Here is a 19,505-nt window from a genome sequence, read left to right as displayed (position 1 = left end):
GAGCCCCTATTGGAGTGGCATCGGCTTGCCGCTGCCCGGCCGGAGGGTCTTACATACGTCAACTATGCAATCCCTCTATCCGAACTGGAAATCAACGATGACGGTTTTGTGATTATCTGGTCGGAAAATCAGGGATGTTGGGCTTGGGCGACTCTGCCCGGCGAAAAGGATTCGCCGGTATACGACAAAGAACCGGGATCGGACGAGAAGTGGAGTGAAACCGGCGAGCAGGTTTCTACATTTCTCCTGCACGCCACCGTGTATGAGGCACTAATGGGCGCTCCTTACTCTCTGAAGGTGGAGCATGCGCTTCCGAGTGAGGTCGCACGAGTCACCAGCCTCCTCTCCCCCCTTCCCCTTCCCGTTTGGAGATGGCCATCACGCGACTATCGGATCTTTGTAGGGTCCGACGTCATTGCGCTTATCTCCCCGGCTGCTGAAAGTGACCACACCGACGCGCCTCCTACTTCCCAAATCCTACTTGGGAGCCACAGGGCGGAGAATCTGCAACACTATGCCGATTGGCGCGATATTTCTTGGATTTCGCTGAGTAGCAACAGCCAGGAGAATGACATGGGATACATACCTCCTCCTCCGGCGTTTTAACGTCGATCACTCAGTCTGGATCTTGTCTCGCTCACGGCTGCGCTACCTGCGGCCCGCGGTGAGGTGCGCATCCGCAACAGCCGTACTTCCGGCCCGTCCTGCTCGGCGACGCCGTACTCGACAACCCGGGCGCCGTCGCGCTGCGCTTCACGCGTAACGAGGTCGGCTCGGACGTGGTGTGCAGCGGCATGACGGACCATGGTGGAGTCCGCTTCGTCGACACCCAGATCACGCTCGGCTCGGGCCTTGAGGGTTCCGTGCTCGCGAATCCCGGTCGCGCCGCGCTCGACGCGCGCGGCGGTCCCGCTCCTCACGTGCGGGTGCTCTGCGGTGGGGCGGCGCCGCTACAGTCGACCCGGCGGGCTGCAGCCTCGGTGCAATGGGAACGCCATGCCCGAAGGCGGCGAGGTAGTGCAGAAGCAACGAGGCGGACAGTCCCTCAACAACTTCAGGTCAGTAGCTGAAGGGCAGCCGCGCACCAGTTCGCAAGGCTGGGGTGGCCGGGGGCGGGCGAACGCGAGCGCGACTCCCTTGAGCACTCCTTGATGACCGGCAGGTGCAACCCGTCGCCTCATCCAGCGACGAGCTGGCTGCCCTCGCCAAGCTCGGCCATCCGGTCTGGCTCAGGTTGAATGCCAGGCTGCGCCCGAGCGCGCGGTGCTGCCTGATCCACCCTTTCGCTGCCCAACTGCTCCCTCGGCGGCAAGGCGCTCATCTTCGACAGGGCTGGCACCGCCCAACTGTGACGTAGTCGTGACAACCGTGACCAGAGCCCGGGCAAGGCCGCGAAATGATCGGCCAGATAGGGCTTCCCGATCATTTGCTTGATCATCCATCGGGTTTTCTCCGCCCGGCAACAGCTCCGTGACCTGCTAGCTTAGCGCCGCTTTACGTTCGCTTTACTAATCCTTGGGACTTAAGTGACAAAGACGCGCGGTGCATCCGCTGCGCTGACGGGGGCGCTCACGCTCGCCCTCCTTCAGCTGCCCCTGGTGGCAGTAGTTTCCTCCGCAGCCCATGCGGAGGCAGAGCCCACGCCGACCGCCGTGGCCACCGAAGCCGACGCGCTGAGACTGGCCCGCAAGACCGGCAAATCCATTGAGATCGGCGCCTTCCGCGGCGAGTCCCGTGAGGTGTTCGCCAACAGCGACGGCACCTACACCGCCGTGGAACACCTGCGGCCCGTTCGCACGCGTCAGAGCGGGCGATGGGTCAAGACCGATGCCCGCCTGGAGCCGAAGCCTGACGGCTCCATCGGCCCCGTGGCCTCTACTGTGGACCTGCGCTTCTCCGCCGGTGGCGAAGCGCCGCTGGCGACCATGGGCCTGGCCGGCAGGGACCTGTCGCTGGGCTGGAACAGCACGTTGCCGGCACCGACCCTGGACGGTGACACCGCCGTCTATGCCGAGGTGCTGCCCGGCGTGGACCTGCAAGCACGCGCTGACGTGGACGGCTTCTCCCACGTCCTGGTCGTCAAGACCCGCGAGGCGGCCGCGAACCCGGCCCTGTCCCATATCAGCTACCGGCTGTCCGGCAAGGGGCTGACCATGCGGAAGGACGGCACCGGTGCGATGTCGGCCGTGGACGCCGTCTCGGGGGCCACCGTGTTCAGGGCGCCCACCCCGCTGATGTGGGACTCGGCGCCCGCCCAGGCCGCAGTGGCGGCTCGTACGCCCGAAGCGGCCGCGGTGGCGCCCGGGCAGGTCAGCTCCGCCGAGGGCCCGGGCGAAGGCGCCAAGGTGGCCGAGCTCGGCGTCCAGGTCACTCAGGACAACCTGGCGCTGGTGCCTGACAAGGACCTGCTGACCGGCGAGAACACCACCTTCCCCCTCTACATCGACCCGGTGTTCAAGACCGAGCAGGCCAACGAGTGGGCGATGACCACCAGCGCCTTCCCGTCCACGCCCTACTACAAGTTCAAGGGCAAGAACGACGAGGGCATGGGCTACTGCAGCACCGGCCTCGACGCGCGCTGCGGCAGCAACCACGTCAAGCGCCTGCACTACGAGCTGCCGATCGGCGCGTACGCGGGCAAGAGCATCATCTCGGCCGAGTTCCAGGCCAAGGAGGTGTGGTCGGCCTCGTGCGAGGACCGGGCCGTTCAGCTGTGGTGGACGGACAACTTCGCCGATGCCTTGGACTGGGACAAGCAGAAGACGTCCGGCTGGTGGCGTCAGCAGCTCGACTCGCGTGACGTGGCCTTCGGCCACGACGCCAACTGCCCCGCCAAGAACGTCGAGTTCGACGCCAAGGCCGGTCTGACCAAGGCGCTGGCTGACGGGCAGTCGCGGATGGCGTTCGGCCTGCGGGCCGCGAACGAGAGCGACATGATCGGCTGGAAGCGGTTCGGCGACGACGCGTACCTGCGGGTCAACTACAACACCCCGCCGCAGCAGCCGAAGCCCGCCGACCTGAGCATGAACCCGGGTGGCGCCTGCGTGTCGCCGAACGGCCCGAAACTGCAGAAGGTGCCGGTCCTGTACGCGACGTTGCGCGACGCCGACACCGAGGACGCGGCCAAGGTCCGCGGCCAGTTCCGGCTGTTCTGGGACGGCGCGCTGAAGTGGACCTCGCCGTTGACCGACGCCAAGGCGTCCGGCTCGCAGTTCCAGATGACGATCCCGGCGACGCTCAACCCGCCGCAGGGCAAGATGCTCTCCTGGGACGTCCGCTCCTACGACGGCACCACCTACAGCGCCTACAGCAGTGAGGGCAGCGGCGCCATCTTCTGCACCTTCCTGTACGACACCAGCGCCCCCGCCGCTCCGGCCATCACCTCGACGGCCTATCCGGAGTCCGACCCCGACAACCCGGACGACCCATGGATCGACGGCGTCGGCCGGTACGGCGACTTCACCATCGACACCACCGCCACCGACGTGGTCAGGTACCAGATCGGTCTCAACACCGACCCCTCGTCGGCCTACGAACGCACCACCACCGGCGGTGGCCCGGTCACGATCAGCATCATGCCGTCCACCGCGGGCGTGAACATCCTGCGGGTCAAGGCCCTGGACGCGGCCGGCAACGCCAGCGCGGTCGCCCAGTACCTGTTCCGCGTCAAGGCGGGCACCCCGGCCAAGGCCGAGTGGAGCATGGACGATCCGGCCGGCTCCACCACCCTGTCCGGGCAGATCCCAGCCACGCTCACGGGCAACGCCACCCTCGGCGTCCCCGGCGCCGACGGCACCGCCCTCGACCTGGACGGCACCAGCACCTACGCCAAGGCCGAGGGCCCGGCCCTTGACACCGGCAAGAGCTTCTCGATCGCCGCCTGGGTGCGCCTGGCCACCACCAAGCCCGGCAGACAGATGAACGTGGTCGCCCAGGCCGGCGCGATCAAGTCCGGCTTCGACCTGTTCTACTCGCCCGGCTACGACCGGTGGAGCTTCATGCGCGCCACCAGCGACACCACCTCCGCCACCGGTGTCCGCGTCAACAGCACCGCCGCCCCGCAGGGGGGCGAGTGGCAACACCTGGTGGGCGTCTACGACGCCACCTCCGGGCAGCTCCGCCTGTATGTCAACGGCACGCTCGCCGGTAGCACCGCCTTCACCACCGACTGGAACGCCACCGGCCCGGTGTTCATCGGCTCGGGCGCCTACAGCGGCGGCCCCGGCACCCTGTTCGGCGGCTCCATCGACGACGTGCGGCTGTACGACCGCGTGGTCACCGGCACCGAAGCCCGTGACCTGTTCACCACGCACCCGACGGCGGCCGGTCGCTGGAAGCTGAACTCCGCCTCCGGCACTCCCACCGTCAGCGGCGACGACAGCGGCAAGGCCCGCCACCTCACTCTCGGCGGCGGCGCCTCGATCGACGTAGCGGACGTCGCGGTAGGCACCGGCGCCCTGACACTGAACGGAACCAGCGGCTACGCCGCCACCGCCGCCCCGGTCGTCAACACCGGCGAAAGCTTCACCGTCGCCACCTGGGCCAGCACTGCGGGACGCCCGCAGAAGCCGGTCACCGTGCTGAGCGAGGAAGGCAACGTCAACAGCGCCTTCACCCTGCGCTATCTGCCCGACTCCGCCGATCCGGCCAACCAGGGAGCCTGGCAGATCGACGTACCGGACAAGGACGCCACCGGCGCCGTGTCCCAGACCGCGAGCCACCCCCGCTTCCAGACGAACTCCTCCTGGGACCACCTCGCGGTGGTGTACGACGCGTTCGCCGACCAACTGCGCCTGTACGTGAACGGCCAGCTGGAGGAGTCGGCGTCGCTCCGCGACAACACCGTCGGCTTCACCGCGACCAAGGGCCTGCAACTGGGCCGCACCAAGACCGGCGGCGCGTACGGTGAGTACTGGCCCGGCCGGCTCGACGACACCTGGGCCTTCACCGGCATCGCCAGCGAGAGCCAGATCCAGACCCTCGCCAACAGCACGGAACTGCCCACCTACCCGCCCATCGCGCCAGAGCTGCTGCTCAACCTCGACGAATGTGACGGCACGACGGCCTACGACAACTCCGGCAAGGGCCACGACGCCACGCTCAACGGCACCGTCAGCTGGGTGGAGGACGTGCGGGGAAGCTGCGCCGTGCAACTGACCGGCGGCGCCTACGCCGCCACGACGGTCGCTCCCGTACGGACCGACCGGGCCTTCTCGGTGACGGCCTGGGTCAAGCTGGACAGCGCCACCGCCAACCACGCCGTCGTATCCCAGGACAGCGCTGGGGGAAGCGCGTTCTACCTGGGCTACGAACAGGCCACCCAGCGGTGGATCATGCGGATCAGGGCGAACGACACCTCGACCGCCGCCGCGCGCACCGCCGTCTCCAGCGCCGCGCCGGTCGTCGGATCCTGGACGCACCTGGCCGGCGTCTACGACCCGACCAGCAAGAAGGTCAGCCTGTACGTCAACGGCGCGCCGCAGGGCTCGACCACTCACGACACTCCGTGGAACGGCAGCGGGGCCTTGCAGATCGGCCGGACCAAGTTCGTCAGCGGAAGCTACGGAAACGCCTGGCCCGGGGCGATCGACGAGGTCCACGCCTACCAGGGCGCGCTCACCACCGAGGAAATCACCCTTCTCGCCAACTCCTGACGCTGCTGGGCCCTGGAGGCCCAGCCCGTTCTTTCTCATGATGCTTTTTCTGGAGGTAGTACGTGGGCAGCACGCTGCCACGCAGGCGAGACCGCTGGACGCGGGCACTCGCGGTGCTCGCGCTCAGCGGTGTCGGCTTAACCACTCTGCACGCTCAGCCGGTCAGCGCCGAGCCGCGGAGGAACGTCCGGCCGGACGTCACCAGCCACGACCGCGTCGCCAAGGGCGGCCAGGCGGCCGTACGCGACCGCAAGCCGGATCCGGCCGCCGCCAAGCACAGCCCGATCCCCGCCACCATCGACTGGCCCCGCGCGATGACGGTGGAAGCGGACCTGGGTGCTCCCCTCAAGGATTCCCCGCTCCAGCTCACCGTCCCCGCCACGCCGAAGAGCAAGAGCGGCGCGCTCAAGGTGAAGCTCCAGGTGCACGACAGGGCCGCCGCCCAGCGGTTGGGGCTGGACGGCCCCCTCTTCAGCCTGTCCCAGAACACAGGGCCGGGCCGCGCTGGGGTCAAGCTGGACTACTCGTCGTTCAAGCAGGCGTACGGAGGCTCGTACGGCAGCCGCCTGCGCCTGGTACGTCTGCCTTCCTGCGCACTGACCAGCCCGGACAAGACCGAATGCCGCCAGGCCACGGCGATCGCGTCGGCCAACGACCCCGCGGCGAGCACGCTCACGGGCGAGATCACGTTCGAGGCGGACACGCGTGCGCTGACCGTGAGCGAGCCCATGGTGCTGGCCGCCATCACCGGACCGTCGGGCAGCCAGGGCGACTACCGGGCGACCTCGCTGTCGGCCTCGGCGACCTGGTCCGCGGGCACCAACACGGGCGATTTCACCTGGTCGTATCCCATGCGCGTGCCGCCCGTGCCCGGCGACCTGACGCCGGACCTGGCCGTCTCCTACTCCTCGACGAGCGTGGACGGCAAGACCGCCAACACCAACAGCCAGACCTCCTGGGTGGGTGAGGGCTTCCAGCTCTCGCCCGGCTTCATCGAACGCAGCTACAAGGCCTGCCAGGACGACGGTGAGGGCACGGACCTGGAGAAGCCAGGCGACCTGTGCTGGGCCTACCCCAACGCCACCCTCACCTGGAACGGCAAGGGCGGAGACCTCGTCCAGACCGCTCCCGGCTCGGATATCTGGAAGCTCAAGGACGACGACGGCACCCGCGTCGAGCACCTGACCGGCACCACCAACGGTGACGACAACGGCGAGCACTGGCGGGTCACCACCACCGACGGCACCCAGTACTTCTTCGGCCTGAACCGCCTGCCCGGCTGGAACGGCAACAGCGCCACCAAGTCGGCCCTGACCGTCCCGGTGTTCGGCAACGACTCCGGTGAGCCCTGCAACGACGGCGGCTTCGCCGGCTCCTGGTGCCAGCAGGCCTACCGCTGGAACCTCGACTATGTCGTGGACCCCTCCGGCAACGCCATGGCGTACTACTACGACGTCGAGGGCAACCACTACGGCCGCAACCTCAAGAAGGAGGACGACACCCCCTACGACCGCGGCTCCTGGCTGGACCACATCGACTACGGTCTGCGCTCCGACGCCGTCTACACCGGCAAGCCGCTGGGCCGGGTCGACTTCGAGGTGGCCGAGCGCTGCATCCCCGAGTCGGGATTCGACTGCGCCCCCGACAAGATCGACAACCAGCCGCAGCAGTGGCCGGACGTGCCCTGGGACCAGCAGTGCAAGAACGCCGACGGTGAGTGCGAGCAGGTCTTCGCGCCCGCGTTCTTCACCCGCAAGCGGCTGACCAAGGTCACCACCAGTGTGCTCAAGGCCGACGGCTCCTACCGCCCGGTCGACTCCTGGACGCTGGATCATCTGTGGGGCGAGGCGGATGCCGACAAGGCGCTGCTCCTGAAGTCCATCCAGCACACCGGCCTGGCGACCGGCGCCCCGGTCAGCCTGCCGCCGGTCACGTTCAACCACGTCCAGCTCATGAACCGGCTGGACAAGCAGGGCGACGACATCCCGCCGTTCGTCAAGTACCGCCTGGGCACGATCTATGACGAGTCCGGCGGCCAGCTCGACGTCAGCTACAGCGAGCCCGAATGCGCGCTGGACAGCCTGCCCGCCCCCTCGGACAACGACAAACGCTGCTTCCCGGTGTTCTGGGAGCCGGGCGGAACCGCGAACCCCGTGCGGGACTGGTTCCACAAGTACGTGGTCACCAAGGTGATCGCCTCCGACCGCACCGGGCTCGCGCCCGACATGGCCACCGGCTACACCTACGAGGGCGGTGCGGCCTGGCACTTCGACGACGATGACGGCCTGGTCAAGGAGAAGTACAAGACCTGGGGCCAGTGGCGCGGCTACGGCAAGGTCACCACGCGTACCGGCGGCGGTCCCGAAGTCGGCATGAAGACCGAGCAGACGTCGCTGTACCTGCGCGGCATGAACGGCGACCGGGCCACCAAGGACGGTTCGGACACCAAGACCGTGACCGTCTCCGACGGCGAGGGCGGCACGCACACCGACCTTGAGGGCCTGGACGGCTTCCTGCTCAAGACCATCACGTACGACAAGCCCGGCGGCGCGGTGGTGTCCAAGACGGTCAACACTCCGTGGCGGCACCAGTCCGCCGGCCGCACCCGGCCCTGGGGCACCGTCACCGCGGCCCTGACCGGCATCGGCAGCGCCCGCACCTGGACCGCGCTGGAGGCGGGCGGCTGGCGCGAGACCCGCGTCGACCACACCTATGACACCACCTACGGTCTGCGTACCCAGTCCGACGACAAGGGCGACGTCGCGACCGCGGCCGACGACCAGTGCGTACGCATCACCCACACCACGCCCAACACGCGCGACTGGCTGATCAACTACGTCTCCCGCGAGGAGACCGTCGCTGTGGGCTGCGCCACGGCCCCGGACCGCGCCAAGCAGGTCATCGCCGACGTCCGCACCTACTTCGACAACGGCGCCCTCGGCGCGGCCCCGTCCAAGGGGCAGTCCACCAAGGTCGAGAAGCTCGCCGCGCACAACGGCACCACGGCCACGTACGCGACGGTCGGCACGACCACGTACGACGCCTACGGCCGCGAGCTGACCTCGACGGACGTGGCGGGACGCACCTCGACCACCACCTACACACCCGCGAAGGGCCTGGCCACGTCGATCGCCAGCACCACCCCTCCCGCCAAGGCCGGGGACGCGGCGACCGCGCTGACCACCACGACCGAGCTCGACGCGGCCTGGAGCCTGCCGACCGCCAACATCGACGCGGCCGGATCCCGCACCGACCTGACCTATGACGGGCTCGGCCGCCTCATCGGCGTATGGCTGCCGAACAACCCCAAGTCGGCCGGGCTGGACGCCAACACCGAGTACAGCTACACGATCAAGAGCGGCGCCATCGTCGCGGTCGGCACCCGTTCGCTGAACAACACCGGCGGTTACCGCCCGTGGAGCTACACGCTCATGGACGGCCTGCTGCGCCCGCGCCAGACTCAATCGCCCGGTCCGAACGGCGGCCGCCTGCTGACCGACACCTTCTACAACGAGCGGGGTCTGGTCGAGCGCAGCTACGCCGCCTACTACGCCACCGGCGCGCCGGAGCCATCGCTGTTCAAGGTGACCGACGGCGTGGAGTCGCAGGCGGCTTACGAGTACGACGGCCTGGGCCGCGTCACGGTCGAGAAGCTGCTGGCCGGCAACGGCGTCGGCCAGGAGAAGTGGCGCACCACCACGAGCTACGGCGGCGACCGCGTGCATGTGGACCCGCCCGCCGGCGGCACGCCCACCACGACGATCACAGACGCGCGCGGCCAGGTGATCGAGAAGCGCCAGTACAAGGGCGACAGCCCCACCGGCGCCTATGACGCGACCACCTACGGCTACACGCCGGCAGGGCGGGTCGGCAGGGTCACCGACGGCTCCGGCAACGTCTGGACGTACACCTACGACCAGCGCGGCCGCCTGATCGAGAGCTCGGACCCGGACAAGGGCGTCACCAAGACCGCCTACGACGACCTCGACCGCGTCACATCCACCACCGACGCCCGAGGCAAGACCGTCTGGACCGGCTACGACGATCTCGACCGCGTCACCCAGACCCGCGACGGCTCGGCCACCGGCACCCTGCTGACCGAGTTCGTCCACGACACCCTGCGCAAGGGCGCGATCACGTCGTCCACCCGCTGGTCAGCGGGGCAGGCGTACACCAGCGCGGTCACCGCCTACGACACGATGGGCCGGGCCACCCAGACCACGGTCACCGTCCCGTCGGCCGAGGGAACGCTCGCCGGCAGTTACCAGTTCGGCACCAGCTACAACCTGGACGGCACCGTCCAGTCCATCGGTTTCCCGCAGGCCGGCGGCATGAACGCTGAGAGCGTGGTCTACGGCTACGACGAACTCGCCCGGCCCACCACCCTCACCTCGAACCTGAACACCTACCTGACGGCCACCACCTACGGCCTGACCGGCAAGGTAGGCCAGTACGAGGTCGGCACCACAGCGGGCAAGCACGCCTGGTTCACCTACTCCTACGAGCACGGCACCCAGCGCCTGTCCAACTCCCGCGTGGAACGCGAGAACCAGACCGGCGTGGAGCGCTCGGCCACCTACCGCTACGACCCGGCCGGCAACATCACCTCCATCGCGGACGTGTCCAAGTCGGGCACCGACACCCAGTGTTTCGGCTACGACCACCTGCGCCGCCTGACCGAAGCCTGGACCGAGGGCGACACCGACTGCACAGCCGCCCCCGCTTCCAGCGTGATCGGCGGCATCCAGCCGTATTGGCACTCCTACACCTACGACGCCACCGGCAACCGCACGAAGGAGACCCAGCACGGCGTGGCCGGCGCGGCCGATACCGGGCGCACCTACACCTATCCGGCTGCCGGCCAGGGCCAGCACCGGCTCTCGTCGGTCACCCAGACCGGCGCGGCGGGCGCGCGTACCGACAGTTTCGGCTACGACGCCGTCGGCAACACCACCACCCGCAAGATCGGCACCACGACCCAGACACTCACCTGGGACACCGAAGGCCGCCTGGAGAAGGTCACCGACAGCACCAAGACCAGCTCCTACCTCTACGACGCCGACGGCAACCGCCTGATCCGCCGCGACGGCACCACGGTCACCCTGTACCTGCCCTACGGCATGGAGCTGAAGAAGACCGCCGTCGTCTCCGGCACCCGCTACTACAACGTGGACGGCCAGACCATCGCCGTCCGCACCGGCGCCAGCACCGTCACCTTCCTCGCCCCCGACCACCAGGGCACCGGCCAGGTAGCCGTCCACGGCGCGACCCAGAACGTGTCGCTGCGCCGGACCCTGCCCTTCGGCGGCCTCCGCGGATCTTCCGGCTTCTGGCCGGGCGACCACGGCTTCCTCGGCACCGGCATCAACGACACCACCGGTCTCACCCATCTCGGCGCCCGCGAGTACGACCCGCTCCTCGGACGGTTCGTCAGCGTGGACCCGATCATGGACCTGACCGACCCCCAGCAGATCCACGGCTACGCCTACGCCGGCAACAACCCGCTCACCTGGAGCGACCCCACCGGCCTGCTGACGGCCTGCGCCTCCTTCTGCGAAACAGGCGACACCACCTACACGCCGAAACCCAAGCCCAAACCCGCGGCCAAACCGTCCACCCCTACGACCACCTCCACCTCCACCTCCAGCGGGAGCCGTGCCACCGGCACCGCCGCCGCCCAGCAGGCGGTGGCCACCGCCCAGACCAAGGTCGAGGCGGAGAAGCAGAAGATCATCACCACGGTGGTGGCGCTGGCCAAGGTCGCAGCCGAAGAAGTCGGCATCACCGCCGGCATCGACTGCTTCACCACGGGCGACCTGGCCGCCTGCGGTGAGACCGCGGTCAACGTCCTCACCTCTGTGGCGGGCGGTGTCCTGGGCAAGGCGGCGGTCAAGTACGGCCTGCCCTGGAAATGGGGCAAGGCCATCGAGCTCGGCAAGAAGGTCGGCGGCCTGCTGGTGAAGGCCAAGGACTCCTTCGTCGGCTGGCTGAAGGCCAAGGACGAGCTCGCCGCCGCCGAACGAACTCTGGCGAACTGCCTCACCAACAGCTTCGTGCCCGGGACGGCTGTCCTGATGGCCGACGGCAGCACCAAGCCCATCGAAAAGGTCGAACTCGGCGACAAGGTCAAGGCCACCGACCCCAGGACGGGGAAGACAACCTCACGACCCGTCGTCAACGTCATCACCGGTGAAGGCCGGAAGAACCTCGTCCAGATCACCGTCGACACCGACACGGGTCGCGGCCGGGTCACCGACGTCATCGTCGCCACCGATGGCCACCCGTTCTGGATCGAGGCCCGTAAGGCGTGGATCGCGGCGGAGGCCCTCGTCCCCGGGATGTGGCTGCGCACGGCCGCGGGCACCTGGGTCAAGATCACCGCGATCGAGAAGCGGACCGCCATCCAGCGCGTCCACAACCTGACCGTCGCCGATGTTCACACCTACCACGTCGGACGCGCGAGTGCGGGCGTTCTCGTCCACAACTGCGGTTCGGCGGACTTCGTGGCAAGTGCCAACGGCGTGGCCGTACCGACCAGTGCGACCCGACTCAAGGCAGGTCTCCAGGCGGCGGAGAGCGCCGGACACGTCACGTCTACTCCGACAGCCTCCGCAGGCCGCGAATACCTTCTCCCTGATGGATCGAGCATGAGAATCATGGAGCCGACCAACTATGCCGGACTTCGCGCGTCCTTCGAGAACGGAAGGGGAAGCCCGGTGAATCCGTTCACGGGAAAGCCGCCGCAGAAGCCGAAGAACTTCCAGGGAAACTGGAAGCAGGAATTCCGTGCACAGACCCACGTAGAGTTGATGCCATGACGGCCACTTGTCTCGAGCGTCTCCGCGACTGCCTGCCGTTGCGAATCGACGAGCTCAGCTATGACGAGCCCAGTCTCCTGCTCGGAGGTGAAGGATGGTCGCTCAGCATACTGTCGTCGTGGCGGCTGCTTGACGAGCACGGGCGCCTCATGCTGGGAGGACAGAGCAAAGAGGGCGATGTTCGGGAACATCTCCGCATACTTGCCGATACCCAGGTAGTGGACGTGGAAGCTCAGTCGGCGTTTCTGCCCGTCGATCCTCGGCTGCGGCTATCCAACGGATTCGTCCTGGAGATATTCAGCGACTATCCCTCCGACACTTGGGTATGGAAGGTTCGAAATCGCCATCTTGTTTACGTTGGCCCATTGTCGCTGATGTAGTCTGCGAAACCCCTTGCGGGCGTGCTCGTGAGGGGTTTCGCGTTCGACGACGGTCCTCCACTGAAGCTTTTCCGTGTGCCCGGCAGAGCACGAGGTGAAGGCGTGACGTAGCGGTGGATCTTGTTGTTCGTAAGCTCGTCGTCGCTTGCCGATGGAAGTCCGGTTCGGGTAGCTGCCAGGCGATTCTCCCACGCCGCCAGCAACGCTCACGCGATCTTCGACGAAGAGCATCTGGTCTCCCACGCGGCCATGCTCCGGCGCTGCGGCTGGCCGAGCGGCAGGCATGGAGCGCCTGACCGGCGAGCATGTGACCCGCGAGCGGAAGGTGGGGTGAACACTCCTGCTGGACACGGTCGCCCGGCAGGTACTCGCCGCACTGGCACGGCACACGCCCTGCTGCCCGGCGCTGACATGCTGGCCTTCCTCGACATCGACCTTATGCAGCGGTGCATCAACGGGTATGCCAAGCAGGGCTCGGGCTTCGGGCACACCAAAATCCAAGGAACGAGCGCCAACTTCGTGCTCTTCCCGCCACAGACCAGGCATTGACCAGGTAAAACAGTGATCAAGTGATTGGCAGTGAGAAGTCACCACGAGCGGATAGCCGAGAGCGGGCGGTGTCGCATAGCTGCCGCCGCCCCCAACATCACACCGGACACAGGTCTCCCAACGCACTCTGGGTGGCGGGTAAGGTTGCCGCCGCCGTAACACTTGACGCCTTTCGGACGATGATCTTCTCGCTGACTGCTCAGACGCTGGCGGAGGGGGAGGCCGGTGACACGGTGGTACACGCGGATGGCGGACATCTCCGGCATGCGGTTCGCTGGCAGCCCTGACATCGACCGCTCCCGGCTGCCGGATGCTCATGTACGGCCTCGCCAGGAGCGCGGTTCCCGGTATCTGTACTGGCCGACTCCGGAGGGTGATAGCAGTGGCTCTCCGGCACACCGCCGGGCTTTCGCCGACATCGGACACATGGATACGAACGGGCTCGTTCGCTGGGTGTGGGAAGGAGTGGAACTTCCGGGCACCGCGTCGGACTACCACTTCCTCTTGCAGGGCGCCATCAAGCAGTTGTGGTCGCGGCGCCGGCCGGCGCCCGAGGGGCTGCAATCCGTTGAGGTGTTCGCTGCCCTCGACCTCGGCCTGATAGAGGCGGTCCCGCATGCTGTCGCGATTGACGAAGCGGATCTGACACGAGGGTTTGCTCGGCTCGCGTCCGTGGAGGTCTGGATGAAGCTTCTGGAGACCGAGGGCGCGCTTCGCGATGCCGTTGCGGTGAGCCGACGGGCCCAGCGGTTCGGGGAGAGTTACCGGCGCGCGGACTTGGAGGCGAAAGTGGCCGCACTCGACGCAGAGGGGCAGTGAAGGTGGCCCGTCTGGTCGATCTGATCCGGGGCGACTCATTTCTTGAGAACGCCTTCGTCAAGTGGGTGCTCAGCTTCGCAGCGACGAGTGGGATCGCACAGCACGTGAGCGGGCAGCACCCGGTGACGGCCGATGGACATGACTATCGCCTGGACTTTCTGCTGACAGGGTCACGACTGCGTGTCGCGATCGAGCTGGACGGGTTCGCGTACCACAGCGACAGGACGGCTTTCCTGCACGACAGGATCCGGCAGAATCACCTGGTCGGCTTGCGCTATACCGTGCTGCGGTTCTCGTACGAGATGATCCGCCGAGACGCCAGGTTGTGCGTCGAGCAACTCCAGCGCGTTCTCCGTGACGACCCTCTACTGGCGACGTACCTCATCGCGCAGCCCATCGTTCCGGTCCCTGACGACATGGGCACGACCCCACTGGCGATCATCACGCCCCCCGCCCGGCCACAGGTGGTTGAACGGCACTATTTCGACCAGGTACGGGAGCGCCTGACTCTGGAGCCGTTGCGGCAATGTCAGAGCGAGGCCATTGTGGCGCTGGCCAACTACTACCGGCGGGGGCAGATCAACGCCGCCTGTGTGATGTCCGTGGGTGCCGGCAAGACGGCGCTGGGCGTAGCCGCCACGCTTGCCTTCGCCCGGCGACGGGCGCTGATCGTCACACCGGGCCGGGTGATCAGAGGCACCTTCGCCCGGGCGCTCGACGCGTCGACGGCGGGCAACGTGCTGTTCACGCTTCCGGGCGGCCCTCTCATCTCCGGCCTCCGGCCGCCCGTCGTCGAGGTGCTCGACCGAGCGCAGGGCGCCATTCGCGCCGTTTCCCGGGAACGCCTGCTACGCGCCGAAGTCATTGTCACGAATTTCCACTCTCTCAGCGAAGGTGATGGGGAGAGCGGGCTGCTCGGCAAACTCGCCCCGGACGACATCGATTTCATCGTGGTCGACGAGGCGCATATCGCGGCCGCGGAGTCGTACCGGCGGCTCTTCGCGTATTTCCCGCATGCCCGTCGGCTGCTGATGTCGGCCTGCTTCAGCCGCGGTGACGGACGACCGGTGACCGCTGACGTGGTCTATCGCTACCGGCTGATCGATTCGATCGCGGACGGGCACGCCAAGCACCTGCGTGCACAGCGGTTCAGCCCGGAAGTGGGACAGACGGAATACGAGATCCTCTGGCCGGACGGCCTGCGCGAGCGCGTCGTCGGCAAGGATGCCTTGCTGGAGGTTCTGGCGGACGAGCGCAAGGTCGCTCGGATCACCGCGACCTCGGAGGAGCCGATACGCAAGGTGATGGAGAGCGTCAGAAGATGTCTGGCGGCTCAGATCCGGGCCCTCGCGCCTGTCCGTCCCCGGGTGTTGTTCGCCGCCCTGGGCAAGGGGCACGCGGAGCAGGTCGCACGCATCGCGAACGCCTACGGCATTGCCGCCAGTGTGCTGCACCACTCCATGTCCGACTCCGAGATCGCCGCCGTCAGGGCCCGCTACGAAGGCGAAGCGGGGACGCTGCAAGCAGTGGTGCAGATGAAGATGCTCGGCCAGGGCTACGATCTGCCGCCCATCGCCATCGTGGTCCCGATGCGGCCCTACGGCAGTTTCGGCGAGTTCTATCAGCTCGTGGGACGCGGCATCCGGGTCGTACAGCATCCCGAGCTCCGTGCGCGACGCCAGGAACAGCATCTCGACCTGGTGTATCACGGAGAGCTCGGCCTTGATGAGCACCTCGAGACCCTGCGGGTCGAGAACGACATGGATCCTCGCCCGCCCGATGCCGACGACTTCGGCGACGCGCCGGTTCCCGATCGCGGCGGCAGCTCGCTGGGCGGATGGCCAGCCGAAGAACGTCTGCGGGCCAGCGTCGTCCATGAGGAGGGCGACACGCGCGAGCAGTTCCTGCACACGCCGGTGAGCATCGAGGCTCGCGTGGAGGAGCGGCGGCTGCATGCGATGGCCCAGGCCTACGCCAGATATGTGGCGCAAACATCGGAACCACGACCGTTCGAGCAGTTCGTGGCGGTCATGAGGAGCACCCATGGGTGAGCACCCGTTCGCATCCGCGCTCGCGACGGCGGAGCCCGGCCAGTTCCTGCGCCTGGAACGTGACACCGGCCGGAGCTCGAGGTTCGCGGAGCTCGATCAGCTGGTGGCGAACGTACTCTCGATCGCTCTTGCGGGACACCGCCCGGTATCCGTTGTCACAGGAGTGCAGGGCTCCAGCAACAACGACACCCTGGCCCTGAGCAGCCTGAGCCGGGAGGAACAGGGGCTCGTACGGGAGATGTACAGCCTCTCTAAGCAACAGAAAAGAGGCGCTTGGTACCTGACCGAGCAGATGTCCCTCAAGGCGGGCGTACTCAACCTGCCCGCACACCTTCGCCACTATCCCTGGCACGCCATGACGCTCGCCACCAACGAGGTGGCCCGCGTGCATCTCGGCGCCGCACCGGATGCGCTGGCGGCATGGTGCCTGCTCATTCCCTTGTTCGACGACCTGATGGCGCCCATCACGGTCCGGGCGGCTGGCTCGTCCAAGCCAGGCGCGGAGCAGGAGGAGACCTGGGGTCAGATCACGGCCAGGTACGCCACCATGGGCCTGGCCCCCACCCCGCAGAGCCGCGTCTTCGTCTACGGTGCGGGCTGGAGCCGCCTTGATCGTGGAGGCCAGGTACGGGCCAGACTTGCTCTGCTCGATGAGCTGACCAGGGCCGATCCGCTCCAGGTGGCCGCACGATTTCGCGCCGCACGCATCCAGGCGCTGATCAGCGCGACACTGAAGAAATCGCGGAGCGGGACACCCCTGGCGCGCAAGGTGCTCACCAAGGCCCTTCAGCCGGTGTTGAGCGCCTACTTCGGTGGTGACTGGCTGTCCTACCTGGATTATGTGGAGATGCCTCCAGGGTCGGGCGAAGAGATCGTCACCGCTCTGCCAGAGGCGAAGCTGTTCGTCGGCGGGTCGGCCAAGGCCGAAGCCGTCGCGGCTCAGCAGGGTATCGACGTCAGCGACGTTCAAGCCATGCTCGCGGCCTTCCTGGGCCAGGGGAGCTCTGTGTCTCCCGTGGAGCAGCGTGTCGACGTGTTACGGCGATGGTGGTCGCAATTCGACGCCGTCCATGCCCGCCAGGCACCCGGCATGCATCCGTTGTGGGGTCTGGTCGAAGATGGTCCATACGCGATCAGAGCCGGATTCGGCCCCACCCGGCAGCTCTACCGCTGGCTCTTGTCCCCAGATCTGGTTGAGGAAGTGGATCGCCTCTGGGACGGCGTTACCCTCCCGCGTTGGCCGGAGACGATTGTGAGCGAGCCCTACCCGCACCGGCTCATGGCCGAGACCGTGGGCGTCGCCGCCGCATTCTGGCACGGTGTCGCGCTCACGGCCTGGTTCGTCTGTGAGGGTCCGACCTCCCGTACGCCCCTTTCGGGCTTGCGCTCCTACTACCGTCGTCACCTGAACGAACTTGCACAGGCCGGTACGCCCATCCACCTCGGTCTCTTCGACGAACTCGAACACGCCGAGCGCTATCTCGGGGAGCCCCAGCCGGTGTATTCACACCAGCAGAACGCGAACGCGGGCCGAACGAGCATCTCCATGGGCGTCATCATCGGTGAGCGCCGTGCCGGCTTCGAAAGACTGAGGGACATCATCACGGGTCATAGGCAGGGGTGGAGCCATCGATACCTGGCCGAATATCTCGAACACCGATGGAAGAGCGAGCTGACCGAGGTCTCCTACGAGCTGAACAAGTTCGTTGCTGCCAATGGCAAGCTCCCGACGTACAAGCAGTTCGCGCGGTTCGCCGACACGGCGGCCAATCACTGGTTCAACGGGGATCTGGCCGGCCTCTACGCGGCCATCGGGGAACGGGCACCGGCCACGTCACGGCGAGTCGATCTCCTTCCCGGCGCCGCCCATGATTTCGTTGATGCCGTCTACGCCGCTCTGGGCGGACTGCCGTTCGATGAGGTCATGAAGAATCCGGGATCGCCGCTGGCGAACTCCTGCCGCCAGAAAGCCCGCCTGGCCGCTGCCAGCGTTACTTACCTTCAGATTGCCGAGGCCCTGGGTCGCGCACCTGATATCAAAGAATTCGGGGGAGACCGTCACGAATGGGATTGGGCCGACGGTCGCGAGCGCGGATGGTCCGCGTATCAACAGGCCATCGAACAGGTGCTCATGCGGAACGGTGCAGGCAGCAATTTTCCTGGGCGTCCACATCGCTGAGCCCCTTCAGAGCTTTGGGAGCAAGCAGCGCGGCCCTGGCAGCAGTGAAGTAAGGAGGACCTCCATGTCGATGCACCATCCGGACCCTTATGGGCCGATGCCCCAGCAGAAGCAGAACGGGCTTGCCATCAGCGCCATGGTGCTCGGCATCATCGGCACACTTTTCGGATTCATCCCCGTCCTGGGGCTGCTTTCGCTTCCCCTGGGATTAACCGGCCTGGTCCTGGGGTTGGTGACCGTGAAGGCCATGATGGCGGGCCGTACGAGTACCGGATTCACGGTCACGGGCTTGGTGACATCTGTCTCCGCCGTCATACTTTTCTTCGCTCAAGCCGTGCTCTGGGGCAGTGTCTTGAGCGAGCCGAGTTCGAGCGCGGTTGTCTCGCAGGACGGCCGTGAGAGGCTGATTCTCCCTACTCAACCCCAGCCCAGCCAAGCAGAGTCTGTGCTGCCGCCAGAGACTTCGCAGGCCGTTGTGCCAGAGACTTCGTCGCAACCAAGACCGGAACGTTCCACGGCGGGATACGGCGAAGGAATGTACAAGGTGGGAAGCGAAATCGAACCAGGTACGTATCGTACGGCTGGTGGTGATCGTTGCTACTATTCTCGGCTCAGGGATGCGACTGGCGGAATCGGTAGCATCATCGCCAACGACAACCTGCGTGGGCAGGGATATGTGGCTCTCCAAGAAACGGACGCGTACATCAATTTCAGTGGCGACTGTCTCTGGGAACCAGTCGACGCTGCCAAGCTATTACCGCCTGCCGGTAAGTACGCGTCGGGCATGTACAAGGTGGGAAGCGAGATCGAGCCAGGCACCTATCGTACGGCTGGTGGTGATAGTTGCTATTATTCCCGATTGAAGGACGCGACCGGAGAAATCGGCAGCATCATCGCCAACGATGTTCTGCGTGGGCAGGGCTTTGTGACCCTCATGGAGTCGGACGCCTACATCAAGTTCAGCGGCACTTGTACGTGGACGAAAGGCTGATCTTCTGGTCTTGTGACGGCATCACAGCTGGCAGCACTGAGGGTCAGGCGCGTGGCCGATCGGG

General features: G+C 66.8%; 8 protein-coding genes. 7 read left to right on the top strand and 1 reads right to left on the bottom strand.

What is annotated here, in order from left to right:
• Positions 1-1,177: 1,177 nt before the first annotated feature.
• Positions 1,178-1,438, bottom strand: a complete 261-nt coding sequence (locus tag HCN51_RS45735; protein ID WP_168018192.1) for a hypothetical protein — start codon at positions 1,436-1,438, stop codon at positions 1,178-1,180.
• Positions 1,439-1,652: 214 nt separating this feature from the next.
• Here HCN51_RS45735 and HCN51_RS62690 point away from each other — a divergent pair, with 214 nt between their 5' ends.
• The 7 genes from HCN51_RS62690 to HCN51_RS45700 all read left to right on the top strand — a co-directional run bounded on the left by HCN51_RS62690 (position 1,653) and on the right by HCN51_RS45700 (position 19,441).
• Complete coding sequence (locus tag HCN51_RS62690) at positions 1,653-5,654, top strand: LamG-like jellyroll fold domain-containing protein (RefSeq protein WP_168018191.1); 4,002 nt, start codon at positions 1,653-1,655, stop codon at positions 5,652-5,654.
• A gap of 62 nt (positions 5,655-5,716) precedes the next feature.
• On the top strand, positions 5,717-12,472 hold the full coding sequence (locus tag HCN51_RS62685) for a polymorphic toxin-type HINT domain-containing protein (protein WP_168018190.1): 6,756 nt from the start codon (positions 5,717-5,719) through the stop codon (positions 12,470-12,472).
• On the top strand, positions 12,469-12,852 hold the full coding sequence (locus HCN51_RS45720; protein ID WP_168018189.1) for a hypothetical protein: 384 nt from the start codon (positions 12,469-12,471) through the stop codon (positions 12,850-12,852). The genes HCN51_RS62685 and HCN51_RS45720 overlap by 4 nt, the downstream gene beginning before the upstream one ends.
• Positions 12,853-13,647: 795 nt before the next feature.
• Positions 13,648-14,220: a hypothetical protein gene (locus HCN51_RS45715; RefSeq protein WP_168018188.1), complete on the top strand. Its 573-nt coding sequence runs from the start codon at positions 13,648-13,650 to the stop codon at positions 14,218-14,220.
• Positions 14,221-14,222: 2 nt separating this feature from the next.
• Positions 14,223-16,271, top strand: a complete 2,049-nt coding sequence (locus HCN51_RS45710; protein ID WP_168018187.1) for a DEAD/DEAH box helicase family protein — start codon at positions 14,223-14,225, stop codon at positions 16,269-16,271.
• Positions 16,264-18,450, top strand: a complete 2,187-nt coding sequence (locus HCN51_RS45705; RefSeq protein ID WP_168018186.1) for a stress protein — start codon at positions 16,264-16,266, stop codon at positions 18,448-18,450. Before HCN51_RS45710 ends, HCN51_RS45705 begins: the two co-directional genes overlap by 8 nt.
• A gap of 64 nt (positions 18,451-18,514) precedes the next feature.
• Positions 18,515-19,441 (top strand): Rv1352/Rv1906c domain-containing protein, encoded by a 927-nt coding sequence (locus HCN51_RS45700; protein ID WP_168018185.1) that lies wholly within the window; start codon positions 18,515-18,517, stop codon positions 19,439-19,441.
• The last annotated feature ends 64 nt before the right edge of the window (positions 19,442-19,505 follow it).

This window comes from Nonomuraea composti (assembly GCF_012034275.1).
In the GTDB taxonomy this organism is placed as follows: domain Bacteria; phylum Actinomycetota; class Actinomycetes; order Streptosporangiales; family Streptosporangiaceae; genus Nonomuraea; species Nonomuraea composti.
The sequence above is the reverse complement of the archived record's forward strand: the minus strand, read 5'-3'. Positions and strand labels throughout refer to the sequence as shown.